The following is an 18,200-nucleotide window of genomic DNA, read 5'->3' on the forward strand; positions in this document are numbered from 1 at the left end:
TGTTACCCTGATCCACCCGATCGCGATGGACGACGGTCTGCGTTTCGCAATCCGTGAAGGCGGTCGTACCGTTGGCGCGGGCGTTGTTGCTAAAGTTCTGAGCTAATTGCCGATAACATTTGACGCAATGCGCAATAAAAGGGCATCATTTGATGCCCTTTTTGCACGCTTTCGTACCAGAACCTGGCTCATCAGTGATTTTCTTTGTCATAATCATTGCTGAGACAGGCTCTGTTGAGGGCGTATAATCCGAAAAGCTAATACGCGTTTCGATTTGGTTTGCCTCGCGATCGCGGGGTGAAAATGTTTGTAGAATACTTCTGACAGGTTGGTTTATGAGTGCGAATACCGAAGCTCAAGGAAGCGGGCGCGGCCTGGAAGCGATGAAGTGGGTCGTTGTGGTGGCATTGCTCCTGGTGGCGATTGTCGGCAACTACCTTTATCGCGACATTATGCTGCCGCTGCGTGCGCTGGCCGTAGTAATTCTGATTGCTGCAGCGGGTGGTGTCGCGCTGTTAACGACAAAAGGTAAAGCAACCGTTGCTTTTGCCCGTGAAGCGCGTACCGAAGTCCGTAAGGTCATTTGGCCGACTCGCCAGGAAACATTGCACACCACGCTGATTGTGGCTGCGGTTACCGCAGTAATGTCACTGATCCTGTGGGGACTGGATGGTATTCTGGTTCGCCTGGTATCCTTTATCACTGGCCTGAGGTTCTGAGATGTCTGAAGCTCCTAAAAAGCGCTGGTACGTCGTTCAGGCGTTTTCCGGTTTTGAAGGCCGCGTAGCAACGTCGCTGCGTGAGCATATCAAATTACACAACATGGAAGAGTTGTTTGGCGAAGTCATGGTTCCAACCGAAGAAGTGGTTGAAATCCGTGGCGGTCAGCGTCGCAAAAGCGAACGCAAATTCTTCCCTGGCTACGTCCTCGTTCAGATGGTGATGAACGACGCGAGCTGGCACCTGGTGCGCAGCGTACCGCGTGTGATGGGCTTCATCGGCGGTACTTCCGATCGTCCTGCGCCAATCAGCGATAAAGAAGTTGATGCGATTATGAACCGCCTGCAGCAGGTTGGTGATAAGCCGCGTCCGAAAACGCTGTTTGAACCGGGTGAAATGGTTCGTGTTAATGATGGTCCGTTCGCTGACTTCAACGGTGTTGTTGAAGAGGTGGATTACGAGAAATCTCGTCTGAAAGTTTCTGTTTCTATCTTCGGTCGTGCGACCCCGGTAGAGCTGGACTTCAGCCAGGTTGAAAAAGCCTAACCCAGCGATCAAAAAAGCGGCGATTTAATCGTTGCACAAGGCGCGAGATTGGAATACAATTTCGCGCCTTTTGTTTTTATGGGCCTCGCCCGTAAAACGATTTTTTATATCACGGGGAGCCTCTCAGAGGCGTTATTACCCAACTTGAGGAATTTATAATGGCTAAGAAAGTACAAGCCTATGTCAAGCTGCAGGTTGCAGCTGGTATGGCTAACCCGAGTCCGCCAGTAGGTCCGGCTCTGGGTCAGCAGGGCGTAAACATCATGGAATTCTGCAAAGCGTTCAACGCAAAAACTGATTCCATCGAAAAAGGTCTGCCGATTCCGGTAGTAATCACCGTTTACGCTGACCGTTCTTTCACTTTCGTTACCAAGACTCCGCCGGCAGCAGTTCTGCTGAAAAAAGCGGCTGGTATCAAGTCTGGTTCCGGTAAGCCGAACAAAGACAAAGTGGGTAAAATTTCCCGCGCTCAGCTGCAGGAAATCGCGCAGACCAAAGCTGCCGACATGACTGGTGCCGACATTGAAGCGATGACTCGCTCCATCGAAGGTACTGCACGTTCCATGGGCCTGGTAGTGGAGGACTAAGAAATGGCTAAACTGACCAAGCGCATGCGTGTTATCCGCGAGAAAGTTGATGCGACCAAACAATACGACATCAACGAAGCTATCGCTCTGCTGAAAGAGCTGGCGACTGCTAAATTCGTAGAAAGCGTGGACGTTGCTGTTAACCTCGGCATCGACGCTCGTAAATCTGACCAGAACGTACGTGGTGCAACTGTACTGCCGCACGGTACTGGCCGTTCCGTTCGCGTAGCCGTATTTACCCAGGGTGCAAACGCTGAAGCTGCTAAAGCTGCAGGTGCTGAACTGGTAGGTATGGAAGATCTGGCTGACCAGATCAAGAAAGGCGAAATGAACTTTGACGTTGTTATTGCTTCTCCGGATGCAATGCGCGTTGTTGGCCAGCTGGGCCAGGTTCTGGGTCCGCGCGGCCTGATGCCAAACCCGAAAGTGGGTACTGTAACGCCGAACGTTGCTGAAGCGGTTAAGAACGCTAAAGCTGGCCAGGTTCGTTACCGTAACGACAAAAACGGCATCATCCACACCACCATCGGTAAAGTGGACTTTGACGCTGACAAACTGAAAGAAAACCTGGAAGCTCTGCTGGTTGCGCTGAAAAAAGCAAAACCGACTCAGGCGAAAGGCGTGTACATCAAGAAAGTTAGCATCTCCACCACCATGGGTGCAGGTGTTGCAGTTGACCAGGCTGGCCTGAGCGCTTCTGTAAACTAATGCCTTTACGTGGGCGGTGATTTTGTCTACAATCTTACCCCCACGTATAATGCTTAATGCAGACGTATATCCGAGATATTCGGGTTGTGGCAAGGCGGCAACTGAGTGAGTCGTCAGAAGCATAGCTAACTATGTGACTGGTGCGAACGAAGAAAGCCAACGTCGCCACAAGCTGAATAGCGACGGATAGAAAAGATTTGTTCGTTGGAGCCTGGCCTATCCAGGCCTCCGTCGAAGACCGCAGGAGTTTCGCAAGAAACTTAATCCCCTGCGTAGACGGTGACAGAACGCTAAGATTATTCTTTTATATTCTGGCTTGTTTCTGCTCACCGTAATTAAGACGCTCTCTCCGTTTGGAGGAGTGAAGTGAGTTCCAGAGATTTTCTCTGGCAAACATCCAGGAGCAAAGCTAATGGCTTTAAATCTTCAAGACAAACAAGCGATTGTTGCTGAAGTCAGCGAAGTAGCCAAAGGCGCGCTGTCTGCAGTAGTTGCGGATTCCCGTGGCGTAACTGTAGATAAAATGACTGAACTGCGTAAAGCAGGTCGCGAAGCTGGCGTATACATGCGTGTTGTTCGTAACACCCTGCTGCGCCGTGCTGTTGAAGGTACTCCGTTCGAGTGCCTGAAAGACGCGTTTGTTGGTCCGACCCTTATTGCATACTCTATGGAACACCCGGGCGCTGCTGCTCGTCTGTTCAAAGAGTTCGCGAAAGCGAATGCAAAATTTGAGGTCAAAGCCGCTGCCTTTGAAGGTGAGCTGATCCCGGCGTCTCAGATCGACCGCCTGGCAACTCTGCCGACCTACGAAGAAGCAATTGCACGCCTGATGGCAACCATGAAAGAAGCTTCGGCTGGCAAACTGGTTCGTACTCTGGCTGCTGTACGCGATGCGAAAGAAGCTGCTTAATTGCAGTTATCTGTTTAAAGCATTCGCTTACGTATAAACTTATTCTGATATTCAGGAACAATTTAAATGTCTATCACTAAAGATCAAATCATTGAAGCAGTTGCAGCTATGTCTGTAATGGACGTTGTAGAACTGATCTCTGCAATGGAAGAAAAATTCGGTGTTTCCGCTGCTGCTGCTGTAGCTGTAGCTGCTGGCCCGGTTGAAGCTGCTGAAGAAAAAACTGAATTCGACGTAATTCTGAAAGCTGCTGGCGCTAACAAAGTTGCTGTTATCAAAGCAGTACGTGGCGCAACTGGCCTGGGTCTGAAAGAAGCTAAAGACCTGGTAGAATCTGCTCCGGCTGCGCTGAAAGAAGGCGTGAGCAAAGACGACGCAGAAGCACTGAAAAAATCCCTGGAAGAAGCTGGCGCTGAAGTTGAAGTTAAATAAGCCAACCCTTCCGGTTGCAGCCTGAGAAATCAGGCTGATGGCTGGTGACTTTTTGGTCACCAGCCTTTTTGCGCTGTAAGGCGCCAGTAGCGTTTCACACTGTTTGACTACTGCTGTGCCTTTCAATGCTTGTTTCTATCGACGACTTAATATACTGCGACAGAACGCGTGTTCTGTGTAAATCGCAATGAAATGGTTTAAGCGTGATAGCAACAGGCATTGCGGAAAGTGTTCCATTTTCCGGTCAACAAAATAGTGTTGCACAAACTGTCCGCTCAATGGACAGATGGGTCGACTTGTCAGCGAGCTGAGGAACCCTATGGTTTACTCCTATACCGAGAAAAAACGTATTCGTAAGGATTTTGGTAAACGTCCACAAGTTCTGGATGTACCTTATCTCCTTTCTATCCAGCTTGACTCGTTTCAGAAATTTATCGAGCAAGATCCTGAAGGGCAGTATGGTCTGGAAGCTGCTTTCCGTTCCGTATTCCCGATTCAGAGCTACAGCGGTAATTCCGAGCTGCAATACGTCAGCTACCGCCTTGGCGAACCGGTGTTTGACGTCCAGGAATGTCAAATCCGTGGCGTGACCTATTCCGCACCGCTGCGCGTTAAACTGCGTCTGGTGATCTATGAGCGCGAAGCGCCGGAAGGCACCGTAAAAGACATTAAAGAACAAGAAGTCTACATGGGCGAAATTCCGCTCATGACGGACAACGGTACCTTTGTTATCAACGGTACTGAGCGTGTTATCGTTTCCCAGCTGCACCGTAGTCCGGGCGTCTTCTTTGACTCCGACAAAGGTAAAACCCACTCTTCGGGTAAAGTGCTGTATAACGCGCGTATCATTCCTTACCGTGGTTCCTGGCTGGACTTCGAATTCGATCCGAAGGACAACCTGTTCGTACGTATCGACCGTCGCCGTAAACTGCCTGCGACCATCATTCTGCGTGCCCTGAACTACACCACTGAACAGATTCTCGACCTGTTCTTCGAAAAAGTTATTTTCGAAATCCGTGATAACAAGCTGCAGATGGAACTGGTGCCGGAACGCCTGCGTGGTGAAACCGCATCTTTTGACATTGAAGCTAACGGTAAAGTGTACGTAGAAAAAGGCCGCCGTATTACTGCGCGCCACATTCGCCAACTGGAAAAAGACGACGTCAAACTGATCGAAGTCCCGGTTGAGTACATCGCGGGTAAAGTGGTTGCTAAAGACTATATTGATGAGTCTACCGGCGAGCTGATCTGCGCAGCGAACATGGAACTGAGCCTGGATCTGCTGGCTAAACTGAGCCAGTCTGGTCACAAGCGTATCGAAACGCTGTTCACCAACGATCTGGATCACGGCCCGTATATTTCTGAAACCTTACGTGTCGACCCAACTAACGACCGTCTGAGCGCACTGGTAGAAATCTACCGTATGATGCGCCCTGGCGAGCCGCCGACTCGTGAAGCTGCTGAAAGCCTGTTCGAGAACCTGTTCTTCTCTGAAGACCGCTATGATCTGTCTGCGGTTGGTCGTATGAAGTTCAACCGTTCTCTGCTGCGCGAAGAAATCGAAGGTTCCGGTATCCTGAGCAAAGACGACATCATTGATGTTATGAAAAAGCTCATTGATATCCGTAACGGTAAAGGCGAAGTCGATGATATCGACCACCTCGGCAACCGTCGTATCCGTTCCGTTGGCGAAATGGCGGAAAACCAGTTCCGCGTTGGCCTGGTTCGTGTAGAGCGTGCGGTGAAAGAGCGTCTGTCTCTGGGCGATCTGGATACCCTGATGCCTCAGGATATGATCAACGCCAAGCCGATTTCCGCAGCGGTGAAAGAGTTCTTCGGCTCCAGCCAGCTTTCACAGTTTATGGACCAGAACAACCCGCTGTCTGAGATTACGCACAAACGTCGTATCTCCGCACTCGGCCCAGGCGGTCTGACCCGTGAACGTGCAGGCTTCGAAGTTCGAGACGTACACCCGACTCACTACGGTCGCGTATGTCCAATCGAAACCCCTGAAGGTCCGAACATCGGTCTGATTAACTCCCTGTCCGTGTACGCACAGACTAACGAATACGGCTTCCTTGAGACTCCGTATCGTAAAGTGACCGACGGTGTTGTAACTGACGAAATTCACTACCTGTCTGCTATCGAAGAAGGCAACTACGTTATCGCCCAGGCGAACTCCAACCTGGATGAAGAAGGCCACTTCGTAGAAGACCTGGTAACCTGCCGTAGCAAAGGCGAATCCAGCTTGTTCAGCCGTGACCAGGTTGACTACATGGACGTATCCACCCAGCAGGTGGTATCCGTCGGTGCGTCCCTGATCCCGTTCCTTGAACACGATGACGCCAACCGTGCATTGATGGGTGCGAACATGCAACGTCAGGCCGTTCCGACTCTGCGCGCTGATAAGCCGCTGGTTGGTACGGGTATGGAACGTGCTGTTGCCGTTGACTCCGGTGTAACTGCGGTTGCTAAACGTGGTGGTGTTGTTCAGTACGTGGATGCTTCCCGTATCGTTATCAAAGTTAACGAAGACGAGATGTATCCGGGCGAAGCTGGTATCGACATCTACAACCTGACCAAATACACCCGTTCTAACCAGAACACCTGTATCAACCAGATGCCGTGTGTGTCTCTGGGTGAACCGGTAGAACGTGGCGACGTGCTGGCAGACGGTCCGTCCACCGACCTCGGTGAACTGGCGCTCGGTCAGAACATGCGCGTAGCGTTCATGCCGTGGAATGGTTACAACTTCGAAGACTCCATCCTCGTATCCGAGCGTGTTGTTCAGGAAGACCGTTTCACCACCATCCACATTCAGGAACTGGCGTGTGTGTCCCGTGACACCAAGCTGGGGCCAGAAGAGATCACCGCCGACATCCCGAACGTGGGTGAAGCTGCGCTCTCTAAACTGGATGAATCCGGTATCGTTTACATTGGTGCGGAAGTAACCGGTGGTGACATTCTGGTTGGTAAGGTAACGCCGAAAGGTGAAACCCAGCTGACCCCAGAAGAAAAACTGCTGCGTGCGATCTTCGGTGAGAAAGCGTCTGACGTTAAAGACTCTTCTCTGCGCGTACCAAACGGTGTATCCGGTACGGTTATCGACGTTCAGGTCTTTACTCGCGATGGCGTAGAAAAAGACAAACGTGCGCTGGAAATCGAAGAAATGCAGCTCAAACAGGCTAAGAAAGACCTGTCTGAAGAACTGCAGATCCTCGAAGCGGGTCTGTTCAGCCGTATCCGTGCTGTGCTGGTAGCCGGTGGCGTTGAAGCTGAGAAGCTCGACAAACTGCCGCGCGATCGCTGGCTGGAGCTGGGCCTGACCGACGAAGAGAAACAAAATCAGCTGGAACAGCTGGCTGAGCAGTATGACGAACTGAAACACGAGTTCGAGAAGAAACTCGAAGCGAAACGCCGCAAAATCACTCAAGGCGACGATCTGGCACCGGGTGTGCTGAAGATTGTTAAGGTATATCTGGCGGTTAAACGTCGTATCCAGCCTGGTGACAAGATGGCAGGTCGTCACGGTAACAAGGGTGTAATTTCTAAGATCAACCCGATCGAAGATATGCCTTACGATGAAAACGGTACGCCGGTTGACATCGTACTGAACCCGCTGGGCGTACCGTCTCGTATGAACATCGGTCAGATCCTCGAAACCCACCTGGGTATGGCTGCGAAAGGTATCGGCGACAAGATCAACGCCATGCTGAAACAGCAGCAAGAAGTCGCGAAACTGCGCGAATTCATCCAGCGTGCGTACGATCTGGGCGCTGACGTTCGTCAGAAAGTTGACCTGAGTACCTTCAGCGATGAAGAAGTTATGCGTCTGGCTGAAAACCTGCGCAAAGGTATGCCAATCGCAACGCCGGTCTTCGACGGTGCGAAAGAAGCAGAAATTAAAGAACTGCTGAAACTTGGCGACCTGCCGACTTCTGGTCAGATCCGCCTGTACGACGGCCGCACTGGTGAACAGTTCGAACGTCCGGTAACCGTCGGTTACATGTACATGCTGAAACTGAACCACCTGGTCGACGACAAGATGCACGCGCGTTCCACCGGTTCTTACAGCCTGGTTACTCAGCAGCCGCTGGGTGGTAAGGCACAGTTCGGTGGTCAGCGTTTCGGGGAGATGGAAGTGTGGGCGCTGGAAGCATACGGCGCAGCATACACCCTGCAGGAAATGCTCACCGTTAAGTCTGATGACGTGAACGGTCGTACTAAGATGTATAAAAACATCGTGGACGGCAACCATCAGATGGAGCCGGGCATGCCAGAATCCTTCAACGTATTGTTGAAAGAGATTCGTTCGCTGGGTATCAACATCGAACTGGAAGACGAGTAATTCTCGCTCAAACAGGTCACTGCTGTCGGGGTAAAACCCGGCAGCGGATTGTGCTAACTCCGACGGGAGCAAATCCGTGAAAGATTTATTAAAGTTTCTGAAAGCGCAGACTAAAACCGAAGAGTTTGATGCGATCAAAATTGCTCTGGCTTCGCCAGACATGATCCGTTCATGGTCTTTCGGTGAAGTTAAAAAGCCGGAAACCATCAACTACCGTACGTTCAAACCAGAACGTGACGGCCTTTTCTGCGCCCGTATCTTTGGGCCAGTGAAAGATTACGAGTGCCTGTGCGGTAAGTACAAGCGCCTGAAACACCGTGGTGTGATCTGTGAGAAGTGCGGCGTTGAAGTGACCCAGACTAAAGTACGCCGTGAGCGTATGGGCCACATCGAGCTGGCGTCTCCGACTGCTCACATCTGGTTCCTGAAATCTCTGCCGTCCCGTATCGGCCTGCTGCTCGATATGCCGCTGCGCGATATCGAACGCGTACTGTACTTCGAATCCTATGTGGTTATCGAAGGCGGTATGACCAACCTGGAACGCCAGCAGATCCTGACTGAAGAGCAGTATCTGGACGCGCTGGAAGAGTTCGGTGACGAATTCGACGCGAAAATGGGTGCGGAAGCAATCCAGGCTCTGCTGAAGAGCATGGATCTGGAACAAGAGTGCGAACAGCTGCGTGAAGAGCTGAACGAAACCAACTCTGAAACCAAGCGTAAGAAGCTGACCAAGCGTATCAAACTGCTGGAAGCATTCGTTCAGTCTGGTAACAAACCAGAGTGGATGATCCTGACCGTTCTGCCGGTACTGCCGCCAGATCTGCGTCCGTTGGTTCCGCTGGATGGTGGTCGTTTCGCGACTTCTGACCTGAACGATCTGTATCGTCGCGTCATTAACCGTAACAACCGTCTGAAACGTCTGCTGGATCTGGCTGCGCCGGACATCATCGTACGTAACGAAAAACGTATGCTGCAGGAAGCGGTAGACGCCCTGCTGGATAACGGTCGTCGCGGTCGTGCGATTACTGGTTCGAACAAACGTCCTCTGAAATCTTTGGCCGATATGATCAAAGGTAAGCAGGGTCGTTTCCGTCAGAACCTGCTCGGTAAGCGTGTTGACTACTCCGGTCGTTCTGTAATCACCGTAGGTCCATACCTGCGTCTGCATCAGTGCGGTCTGCCGAAGAAAATGGCACTGGAGCTGTTCAAACCGTTCATCTACGGCAAGCTGGAACTGCGTGGTCTTGCTACCACCATCAAAGCTGCGAAGAAAATGGTTGAGCGTGAAGAAGCTGTCGTTTGGGATATCCTGGACGAAGTTATCCGCGAACACCCGGTACTGCTGAACCGTGCACCAACACTGCACCGTTTGGGTATCCAGGCATTTGAACCGGTACTGATCGAAGGTAAAGCTATCCAGCTGCACCCGCTGGTTTGTGCGGCATATAACGCTGACTTCGATGGTGACCAGATGGCTGTTCACGTACCGCTGACGCTGGAAGCCCAGCTCGAAGCGCGTGCGCTGATGATGTCTACCAACAACATCCTGTCTCCGGCGAACGGCGAACCAATCATCGTTCCGTCTCAGGACGTTGTACTGGGTCTGTACTACATGACCCGTGACTGTGTTAACGCTAAAGGCGAAGGCATGGTGCTGACTGGCCCGAAAGAAGCAGAGCGTATTTATCGCGCTGGCCTGGCCTCTCTGCATGCGCGCGTCAAAGTGCGTATCACCGAGTATGAAAAAGATGCTAACGGTGAATTAGTAGCGAAAACCAGCCTGAAAGACACGACTGTTGGCCGTGCCATTCTGTGGATGATTGTACCGAAAGGTCTGCCTTACTCCATCGTCAACCAGGCGCTGGGTAAAAAAGCAATCTCCAAAATGCTGAACACCTGCTACCGCATTCTCGGTCTGAAACCGACCGTTATTTTTGCGGACCAGATCATGTACACCGGCTTTGCATATGCGGCGCGTTCTGGTGCATCGGTTGGTATCGATGACATGGTCATCCCGGAGAAGAAACACGAAATTATCTCCGAGGCAGAAGCAGAAGTTGCTGAGATTCAGGAGCAGTTCCAGTCAGGTCTGGTAACTGCGGGCGAACGCTACAACAAAGTTATCGATATCTGGGCTGCGGCGAACGATCGTGTATCCAAAGCGATGATGGATAACCTGCAAACTGAAACCGTTATTAACCGTGACGGTCAGGAAGAGAAGCAGGTTTCCTTCAACAGCATCTACATGATGGCCGACTCCGGTGCGCGTGGTTCTGCGGCACAGATTCGTCAGCTTGCTGGTATGCGTGGTCTGATGGCGAAGCCGGATGGCTCCATCATCGAAACGCCAATCACCGCGAACTTCCGTGAAGGTCTGAACGTACTCCAGTACTTCATCTCTACCCACGGTGCTCGTAAAGGTCTGGCGGATACCGCACTGAAAACTGCGAACTCCGGTTACCTGACTCGTCGTCTGGTTGACGTAGCGCAGGACCTGGTGGTTACCGAAGACGATTGTGGTACCCATGAAGGTATCATGATGACTCCGGTTATCGAGGGTGGTGATGTTAAAGAGCCGCTGCGCGATCGCGTACTGGGTCGTGTAACTGCTGAAGACGTTCTGAAGCCGGGTACTGCTGATATCCTCGTTCCGCGCAACACGCTGCTGCACGAACAGTGGTGTGACCTGCTGGAAGAGAACTCTGTCGACGCGGTTAAAGTACGTTCTGTTGTATCCTGTGACACCGACTTTGGTGTATGTGCGCACTGCTACGGTCGTGACCTGGCGCGTGGCCACATCATCAACAAAGGTGAAGCAATCGGTGTTATCGCGGCACAGTCCATCGGTGAACCGGGTACACAGCTGACCATGCGTACGTTCCACATCGGTGGTGCGGCATCTCGTGCGGCTGCTGAATCCAGCATCCAGGTGAAAAATAAAGGTAGCATCAAGCTCAGTAACGTGAAGTCGGTTGTGAACTCCAGCGGTAAACTGGTAATCACTTCCCGTAACACCGAACTGAAACTGATCGACGAATTCGGTCGTACCAAAGAAAGCTACAAAGTGCCTTACGGTGCGGTACTGGCGAAAGGTGATGGCGAACAGGTTGCTGGCGGCGAAACCGTTGCAAACTGGGACCCGCACACCATGCCGGTTATCACCGAAGTAAGCGGTTTTGTACGCTTTACTGACATGATCGACGGCCAGACCATTACTCGTCAGACCGACGAATTGACCGGTCTGTCTTCGCTGGTGGTTCTGGATTCCGCAGAACGTACCGCAGGTGGTAAAGATCTGCGTCCGGCACTGAAAATCGTTGATGCTCAGGGTAACGACGTTCTGATCCCGGGTACCGACATGCCTGCGCAGTACTTCCTGCCGGGTAAAGCGATTGTTCAGCTGGAAGATGGCGTACAGATCAGCTCCGGTGACACCCTGGCGCGTATTCCGCAGGAATCCGGCGGTACCAAGGACATCACCGGTGGTCTGCCGCGCGTTGCGGACCTGTTCGAAGCACGTCGTCCGAAAGAGCCGGCAATCCTGGCTGAAATCAGCGGTGTCGTTTCCTTCGGTAAAGAAACCAAAGGTAAACGTCGTCTGGTTATCACCCCGGTAGACGGTAGCGAACCTTACGAAGAGATGATTCCGAAATGGCGTCAGCTCAACGTGTTCGAAGGTGAACGTGTAGAACGTGGTGACGTCATTTCCGACGGTCCGGAAGCGCCGCACGACATTCTGCGTCTGCGTGGTGTTCATGCTGTGACTCGTTACATCGTTAACGAAGTACAGGACGTATACCGTCTGCAGGGCGTTAAGATTAACGATAAACACATCGAAGTTATCGTTCGTCAGATGCTGCGTAAAGCCACCATCGTTAACGCGGGTAGCTCCGACTTCCTGGAAGGCGAACAGGTTGAATACTCTCGCGTCAAGATCGCAAACCGCGAACTGGAAGCGAACGGCAAAGTGGGTGCAACTTACGCTCGCGATCTGCTGGGTATCACCAAAGCGTCTCTGGCAACCGAGTCCTTCATCTCCGCGGCATCGTTCCAGGAGACGACTCGCGTGCTGACCGAAGCAGCCGTTGCGGGTAAACGCGACGAACTGCGCGGCCTGAAAGAGAACGTTATTGTGGGTCGTCTGATCCCGGCAGGTACCGGTTATGCGTACCACCAGGATCGTATGCGCCGCCGCGCTGCGGGTGAAGCTCCGGCTGCACCGCAGGTGACTGCAGAAGACGCATCTGCCAGCCTGGCAGAACTGCTGAACGCAGGTCTGGGCGGATCTGATAACGAGTAATCGTTCTTCTTAAGAAATAAGCCAGTCAGGTCACACTGACTGGCTTTTTTTTGCATTCTGTTTACGATTTAAAGCGCTTTCTCACGCATTTTTCGAGTTTCTTCTTTCAAAACAACATCCCCCCATCAACCCTATCCCATTGAATAAAAATATCTTTCCCCCAAAAATTCCCGTTTGTTTTTGTTTTCGTGATGGTAGTGTGAAAGGATTCATGGAATCAGAAAATGACAAAAGATATAAACATTACGTGAGGTGAAATCATGTTTGGAAAAGAAAGACAACGTCAAATATTGGCATATTTGAATAAACATGAGCGGGCTACGGTTAATCAGCTTGCCATCTTATTCTCTGTCAGCAAAGAAACGATCCGTAATGATTTATATCTATTAGCGGAGCAGGGGGTTGTTGAGCGTTGTCACGGCGGAGCAATAATATTACGTCGAATTTTCCATTCTCAACCTGTTAATAACGTTGGAATCTCTATTGAAAAGTTCCTCAATCAGGTCAACCGGCGAAAACACTCGATGATAAACAAAAAAGGGAAATTAATGATAAGCAAAATTTGTATATTAGGATCTTTTAATGTCGATATTATTGCCAAGGTTGATCGCTTCCCTAAAAGCGGTGAGTCAATTCTTGCCAGCAACACCATTATTGGACCTGGCGGTAAGGGCGCAAACCAGGCGATGGCCGCCAGTAAATGCCCTGTGCAGGTACACTTTGTCGGCAAAGTAGGCAACGACCATTTCGGCCAGATGGCACATGACCATCTCTCTTCATCCGACATCCGCAGTTTTACCCTCTACCAGGACGAAGAGCATAAAACAGGAAGCGCCATAATATATGTTTCGGAGCCTGCGGGTGAAAATAAGATCGCGATTTATTCTGGCGCCAATCAATATATTACTGAAGCGGAAGTTGCCAGTATTGCGGGTGAACTGGCTGATGCAAAAATATTTCTTACGCAATTAGAAAATAACTTTGAAGCAACCGCGCTGGCGCTAAATATGGCGCATCGGTCGGGCGTGAAAACTATCCTTAACCCGGCCCCTTATTCTGACCGGGCAAAAGAATGTCTGCAGTATGTTGATTATCTGACCCCTAATGAAACTGAAGCGTCGCTGATGTCCGGTGTCGAGATTAATGATATTGAGAGTGCGAAAGAAGCGGCGCAGATCATAAAATCCCTGGGGGCAAAAAACATCATTATTACGATGGGTTCTCAGGGTGCGCTGATTTATGACGGTGAACAATTTATCCATATTCCAGCGCTAAAAGCAGTAAGTATTGACACTACCGGTGCGGGGGATGCGTTTAATGGCGCGTTTGCTGCGGCGATTGCGCAGGGTCAGCCGTTGCTCAGTGCAGCAAAATTTGCCTCTGCTTTTGCTTCTCTGGCGGTCGAGCGGGAAGGCGCATCAAACATGCCTGAATATGAAGCCGTACTATCACGTCTTGCTCAATATGAGAGGAAATAAAATGACGAGCCAAGTCCAGAACCCGTCTGATGTATCAGGTACGATGAAGGTCGAAACCAATGGGGTAAATCCGGTTAGCGATAAAGAACGTTATGGTTCACCCGCCGGACTTTTCCCGATCTGGTTTTCATGGAATGTCTCCATCCTCGGTATTACCTATGGGATTTATGTTTACTCTCTGGGGTTAAGTCTCTGGCAGGCGATTGTTGCTGGCGTCATTGGCTATTTTTTATCCAGTACACTGGTGGGCGTTTTGGCTGTTGGTGGGCCACGCACCGGGCTGCCCACCTTAACACAGACCCGATTTGCCTTTGGTTATCATGGGAATAAGATCCCCACTTTATTTGCCTATATTTCCAATATGGGCTGGAAAATCACCATTATTACGCTGTCATCGACCACTGGCGCCGCTCTCTTTACCCGGTTATGGCCAACCGTATTTGCAGCAGAAAACGGTCATCCTACCTTAGGGTGCCTGTTGGGCTGGTTCGTGGTGACCTTAGTGTTGACCATGTCCGTTGCTATCTACGGCCACCAGCTGATCATGAAGGTAGAAAAGTATATTGCATGGTTAACGGGCGGAATGAGCATCATCTTTATTATCCTGATCCTGCCGCATATTCACTGGTCGCAGGCGGGAGCCGCGCCCAATGCCGGATTTTTAACGTTTATCGGCGGCATGGTTATGGCAATGACGATGGTTGGGCTGGGCTTTCTCAACTATGGTGGTGATTTCGCCCGCTATCTGCCGCGCAAAACCGCTGCCGGGAAAGTGATTTTCTGGACGTCACTGGGGATTTCGCTTCCTGTTTCCATCCTGCTGATTTTGGGTGCACTGCTGGCCGACAGTAACCCGGAACTGAGCGGTGCAGCAGCTTCCGAGCCGATTGCTGCATTGACCTCGTTCCTGCCGTTTTGGTTTTATGTGCCGTTTTCTATCGTGATCATCATCTCCCTGCTGGCGGCAGCTATTACAGGGGTTTACAGTTCGGGGCTCGCATTGCTGGCAATGGGGGTTCCAGCCAGCCGCTCAACCACGACCGCGCTTAATGCGGTTATTATCGCGTTCGGCGCCTTCTACTTATTGTTTGTTTCTGACTCGTTCCTCGCAACCTTCCAGTCCTTCCTGGCGACGGTATCCGTAGTATTGGGATCGATGGGCGCGATCCAGCTTGTTGACTTTGCCCGGCAAAAGCGCTTGCACTGGAACACCGATATGGCGCAACCCGCGGGGCTTGGCGGGCATAACGGTCGCTGGACAGCACTATTGTCGCTGTTTGTTGCCTCGGTTATCGGCATGGGAACCATCACCTCTGGCGATCCGTGGATTGCTCACCTGGTCGGTTTCTTACTGACGGCTGAAACCAAAACCAGCGTATTTGCGACAGCAAATATTGGCGTGGTGGTGGCGATGTTGGTGGGCGCGGCGCTGTATGCCATTTTGACATACATTTGTCATTGTGATGTTCCACCGATTAAAAAGGGGAAAAGCCATGAGTGATTCGTTAACACAGGCGCGTCAAGGCTTTAAAAACCCTGATGTATGGCACTTGCCTGCAACCTACTGGTTCTGGCATACCATTCCGGACAAAGAGCAGATCGATAGCCAACTGAGGCAATTGCAGGCGGGAGGATATGGTTCATTTCAGATAGCCGCACGTCTGAGCCTTCCGCTGAAGAGTTATCTCAGTGAGGAGTGGCTGGCAGCCTGCCGCTACACGGCTGATAAAGCTGCCAGTATGGGGCTGATGATGGGCATCTACGATGATTACAACTGGCTTTCCGGACACGCCGGGGGAAGGACCGTTGAAGGAAGAGACGAGTTGCGTGAGCGCCATCTTTTCTGGAGCCAGTCCAGCCGGTCTGCAGATGTACTGACATGTCGCCTTTCCGGGATCCGCTCTGCAGATGCGCAGGCGCTACAACAGTGTGGAATGGAGTGGATTTTTGCCGGCGGTAAACCGGCGTGGGATGATTGGGAAATTGTCGCCGCGTATGCCACCTCTTCATCAGGGCAGTGCAACTCGGATGAAATTGTTGATGTTTCTTCATTAGCCCGCATCACCAAAGCAACCACAGAGGAATTTGAAGTTAACTTTACAGGAAGCGATCTGCCCTGGGGGGCTGACACAGTGGTGACGCTCTTTGCCGCGGCACGCTGCCTGACCTCACGGATGATTAATTACCTGATGCCCGAAGCGGCAGAAAATTTTATTCGTGTCGGCTATGAACCTTATGCCCGCGCTTTTGGCGATCATTTTGGTAAGACGGTGGCATATCTCTTTTTCGACCAGCCCCATGCCTGTTTCTGGCAATGGAATGAACATACTGGCGCGGTCAAATCCTCCTTAATGTATGAAAAAAGGTTCATCGATGCGTTGCAACAGGCACCTTACTGCCTGGCTGAAAACCTCATGTCGTTAGTCATGGATATTGGTAGTCGTACCGCTCGTCGGCGCTGTGAGCTTTTTTCCTGTTATTCCAGACAGGCGATGCAGGCCTTTTTTGGTACGTTGTCAGAATGGGCGCACCAGCAGGGAATACAGCTAAGTGGTCATGAAGTATTAGGTCACGTCAGTAGCTGGAATTTCGCCAGTAAAATCATCACCGAAGATAACCGATGTAATTTTGCTATGGATTACTTTGCTCTTGATGGCTGGCGGGATATTACGGCTGTCGATTCGCGAAATAGCGAGTCGCAGATGGCCGCGAAGGTCGGCGACTCCGTGGCGCGCGCTCACGGGCGTAAAGGGTGCATTGTCGAGCAATATTATGCGCGGGTGAAGCCAGGTACGCATTTTGCCGCCGGGCAGTGGGAAATTTCACTGCATGACATCCGGTTGCAGGCATTGCGACATCACCTCCTCGGCGCGCGGCAATTTTTGATGCACGCGTTCTGGCTGACGGATGGGGAGGCAAATGACGATGTGTTAAGTAATCCGCGTTTTGATTTTGCGCCGGGCGTTAACTTCCAGCCCTGGTACGCTTTCCACGCTGGGTTTGCTCAGGAATCTGGCCGCCTTGCTGAATTTCTTGAGCAGGGAGAGCCGTATGTTGATGTTGGCGTACTCTACCCCAAACGGACTTTCTGGCACTGTGGCGTGGATGGCAACGAAGGGCAGTCAGGCGAATATTGGGCACAACAACTCAGCGCTCAGGGATTTGAATATTTCTTTATTGATGAAGAGAATTTACTCCAGGCTGACGGAACGCGCATTAACGGCATGAATTTCCCGGCGCTTCTGTTAGCGGATGTTAAGGTGGTGAAATCAGCCGCCACACTGAGCCAGCTGGAGCGCTTTGTCGCTGCCGGAGGCCAGCTTCTGATCGCCGGTGAGTTTGCGGCATATAGCGAGGAAAAAGGTGAAGATCGCTCTCTTACCGAAAGGCTGCAAAAGCTGATTGAAGCGCAACCTCAGTGCAGCATGCTAGCCGACACGCTGAGAAATGATCGCCCTTTTGTTGACTATCCCCCTCGAAAAACTGCCGTCTGGACCCGCATCACACAGGATGAAACATCGCGTTACGTCAGCGTATTTAACGACGGTGATACCCCGCTCTACGGTTGGTTACATTTTCCGGGCCTCAGCGGGCAGTTGTCGGAGTGGCATCTTGCGACGGGAGAGGTTTCAGTGCTGGAAGCGCATCTCGCGGGAAGTTATCCGCTACAAATCGAACCCTGGCAGACCCGTTGTTTCTCATTACAAGTAGCGGAAAATCGCCACGAGGTAGTGCTGGATAAGTACTGGCAGCTGCTGGTGGATAACGTTTCCCGACCCGTTGAGGTAACAAAAGGGTGGGAGCAGCAGGGGATGGAGGCGTGGTGTGGCCCAGGGCGCTACCAGTTACGCTTTGCGCTGGAGACGATTACCGACGATATTGAGCTTTATTTACCGGAAGTGCATGGAAGCGTCGCTATCTGGCTTAACGATACGTTAATTGCCGAAAAGGGCTGGCCGGAATATCGCTTCACCTTGCCACAGTCTTTACTGAAAAAGCGTAATGAACTGGCGGTAGTGGTCTACCCATCGGCAGCGAATCATTATTATTCTGCGAGTGCATGGCAGGGGAACGAGCGGGATCGCTGCGGTTTGACCATGCCACCACGCGTGCGAACCAAAGACAGCGTGACGGTAATCGCCGGGTAAAGAGGAGGCGAAGAGAAATCTTC

Annotated in this window: 12 protein-coding genes; all 12 read left to right on the forward strand. The window is 51.5% G+C overall.

Annotated features, from left to right (window positions below; genetic code table 11):
- Positions 1-106 (forward strand): elongation factor Tu (locus A9180_RS23625; RefSeq protein WP_072093990.1); only part of this gene is annotated, 106 nt, incomplete at its 5' end.
- 229 nt (positions 107-335) lie between these two features.
- Positions 336-719: a preprotein translocase subunit SecE gene (secE, locus tag A9180_RS20800; RefSeq protein ID WP_001275702.1), complete on the forward strand. Its 384-nt coding sequence runs from the start codon at positions 336-338 to the stop codon at positions 717-719.
- Between the two features lies 1 nt (position 720).
- A complete protein-coding gene (gene nusG, locus A9180_RS20805) occupies positions 721-1,266 on the forward strand; it encodes a transcription termination/antitermination protein NusG (protein WP_001287521.1) in 546 nt (181 codons plus the stop codon).
- Positions 1,267-1,424: 158 nt separating this feature from the next.
- Complete coding sequence (gene rplK / locus A9180_RS20810; protein WP_001085926.1) at positions 1,425-1,853, forward strand: 50S ribosomal protein L11; 429 nt, start codon at positions 1,425-1,427, stop codon at positions 1,851-1,853.
- Between the two features lie 3 nt (positions 1,854-1,856).
- Positions 1,857-2,561, forward strand: coding sequence for a 50S ribosomal protein L1 (gene rplA / locus A9180_RS20815; protein WP_001096684.1), 705 nt, complete (start codon positions 1,857-1,859; stop codon positions 2,559-2,561).
- Between the two features lie 412 nt (positions 2,562-2,973).
- The gene (gene rplJ, locus A9180_RS20820; RefSeq protein WP_001207201.1) at positions 2,974-3,471 is read left to right on the forward strand and encodes a 50S ribosomal protein L10; all 498 of its coding nucleotides are present in this window, start codon (positions 2,974-2,976) and stop codon (positions 3,469-3,471) included.
- 66 nt (positions 3,472-3,537) lie between these two features.
- Positions 3,538-3,903 (forward strand): 50S ribosomal protein L7/L12, encoded by a 366-nt coding sequence (gene rplL, locus A9180_RS20825; protein WP_000028879.1) that lies wholly within the window; start codon positions 3,538-3,540, stop codon positions 3,901-3,903.
- A gap of 319 nt (positions 3,904-4,222) precedes the next feature.
- Positions 4,223-8,251, forward strand: a complete 4,029-nt coding sequence (gene rpoB, locus A9180_RS20830; RefSeq protein ID WP_000263098.1) for a DNA-directed RNA polymerase subunit beta — start codon at positions 4,223-4,225, stop codon at positions 8,249-8,251.
- 76 nt (positions 8,252-8,327) lie between these two features.
- Positions 8,328-12,551, forward strand: a complete 4,224-nt coding sequence (gene rpoC, locus A9180_RS20835; RefSeq protein WP_000653937.1) for a DNA-directed RNA polymerase subunit beta' — start codon at positions 8,328-8,330, stop codon at positions 12,549-12,551.
- 260 nt (positions 12,552-12,811) lie between these two features.
- Positions 12,812-14,029, forward strand: coding sequence for a ribokinase (gene rbsK / locus A9180_RS20840; RefSeq protein ID WP_064530402.1), 1,218 nt, complete (start codon positions 12,812-12,814; stop codon positions 14,027-14,029).
- 1 nt (position 14,030) lies between these two features.
- Complete coding sequence (locus A9180_RS20845; RefSeq protein ID WP_064530403.1) at positions 14,031-15,530, forward strand: purine-cytosine permease family protein; 1,500 nt, start codon at positions 14,031-14,033, stop codon at positions 15,528-15,530.
- Positions 15,523-18,177 (forward strand): hypothetical protein, encoded by a 2,655-nt coding sequence (locus A9180_RS20850; protein WP_064530404.1) that lies wholly within the window; start codon positions 15,523-15,525, stop codon positions 18,175-18,177. Before A9180_RS20845 ends, A9180_RS20850 begins: the two co-directional genes overlap by 8 nt.
- The last annotated feature ends 23 nt before the right edge of the window (positions 18,178-18,200 follow it).

The organism is Escherichia sp. B1147 (assembly GCF_001660175.1).
Classification (GTDB): Bacteria; Pseudomonadota; Gammaproteobacteria; order Enterobacterales; family Enterobacteriaceae; genus Escherichia; species Escherichia whittamii.

Excerpts from the sequence above, each read along its gene's own strand:
- A9180_RS20850 (WP_064530404.1), top strand. The coding sequence starts at position 15,523 with ATGAGTGATTCGTTAACACAGGCGCGTCAAGGCTTTAAAAACCCTGAT.
- nusG (WP_001287521.1), top strand. The coding sequence starts at position 721 with ATGTCTGAAGCTCCTAAAAAGCGCTGGTACGTCGTTCAGGCGTTTTCC.
- rpoB (WP_000263098.1), top strand. The coding sequence starts at position 4,223 with ATGGTTTACTCCTATACCGAGAAAAAACGTATTCGTAAGGATTTTGGT.
- secE (WP_001275702.1), top strand. The coding sequence starts at position 336 with ATGAGTGCGAATACCGAAGCTCAAGGAAGCGGGCGCGGCCTGGAAGCG.
- rplJ (WP_001207201.1), top strand. The coding sequence starts at position 2,974 with ATGGCTTTAAATCTTCAAGACAAACAAGCGATTGTTGCTGAAGTCAGC.
- rplK (WP_001085926.1), top strand. The coding sequence starts at position 1,425 with ATGGCTAAGAAAGTACAAGCCTATGTCAAGCTGCAGGTTGCAGCTGGT.
- rbsK (WP_064530402.1), top strand. The coding sequence starts at position 12,812 with ATGTTTGGAAAAGAAAGACAACGTCAAATATTGGCATATTTGAATAAA.
- rplA (WP_001096684.1), top strand. The coding sequence starts at position 1,857 with ATGGCTAAACTGACCAAGCGCATGCGTGTTATCCGCGAGAAAGTTGAT.
- A9180_RS20845 (WP_064530403.1), top strand. The coding sequence starts at position 14,031 with ATGACGAGCCAAGTCCAGAACCCGTCTGATGTATCAGGTACGATGAAG.
- rplL (WP_000028879.1), top strand. The coding sequence starts at position 3,538 with ATGTCTATCACTAAAGATCAAATCATTGAAGCAGTTGCAGCTATGTCT.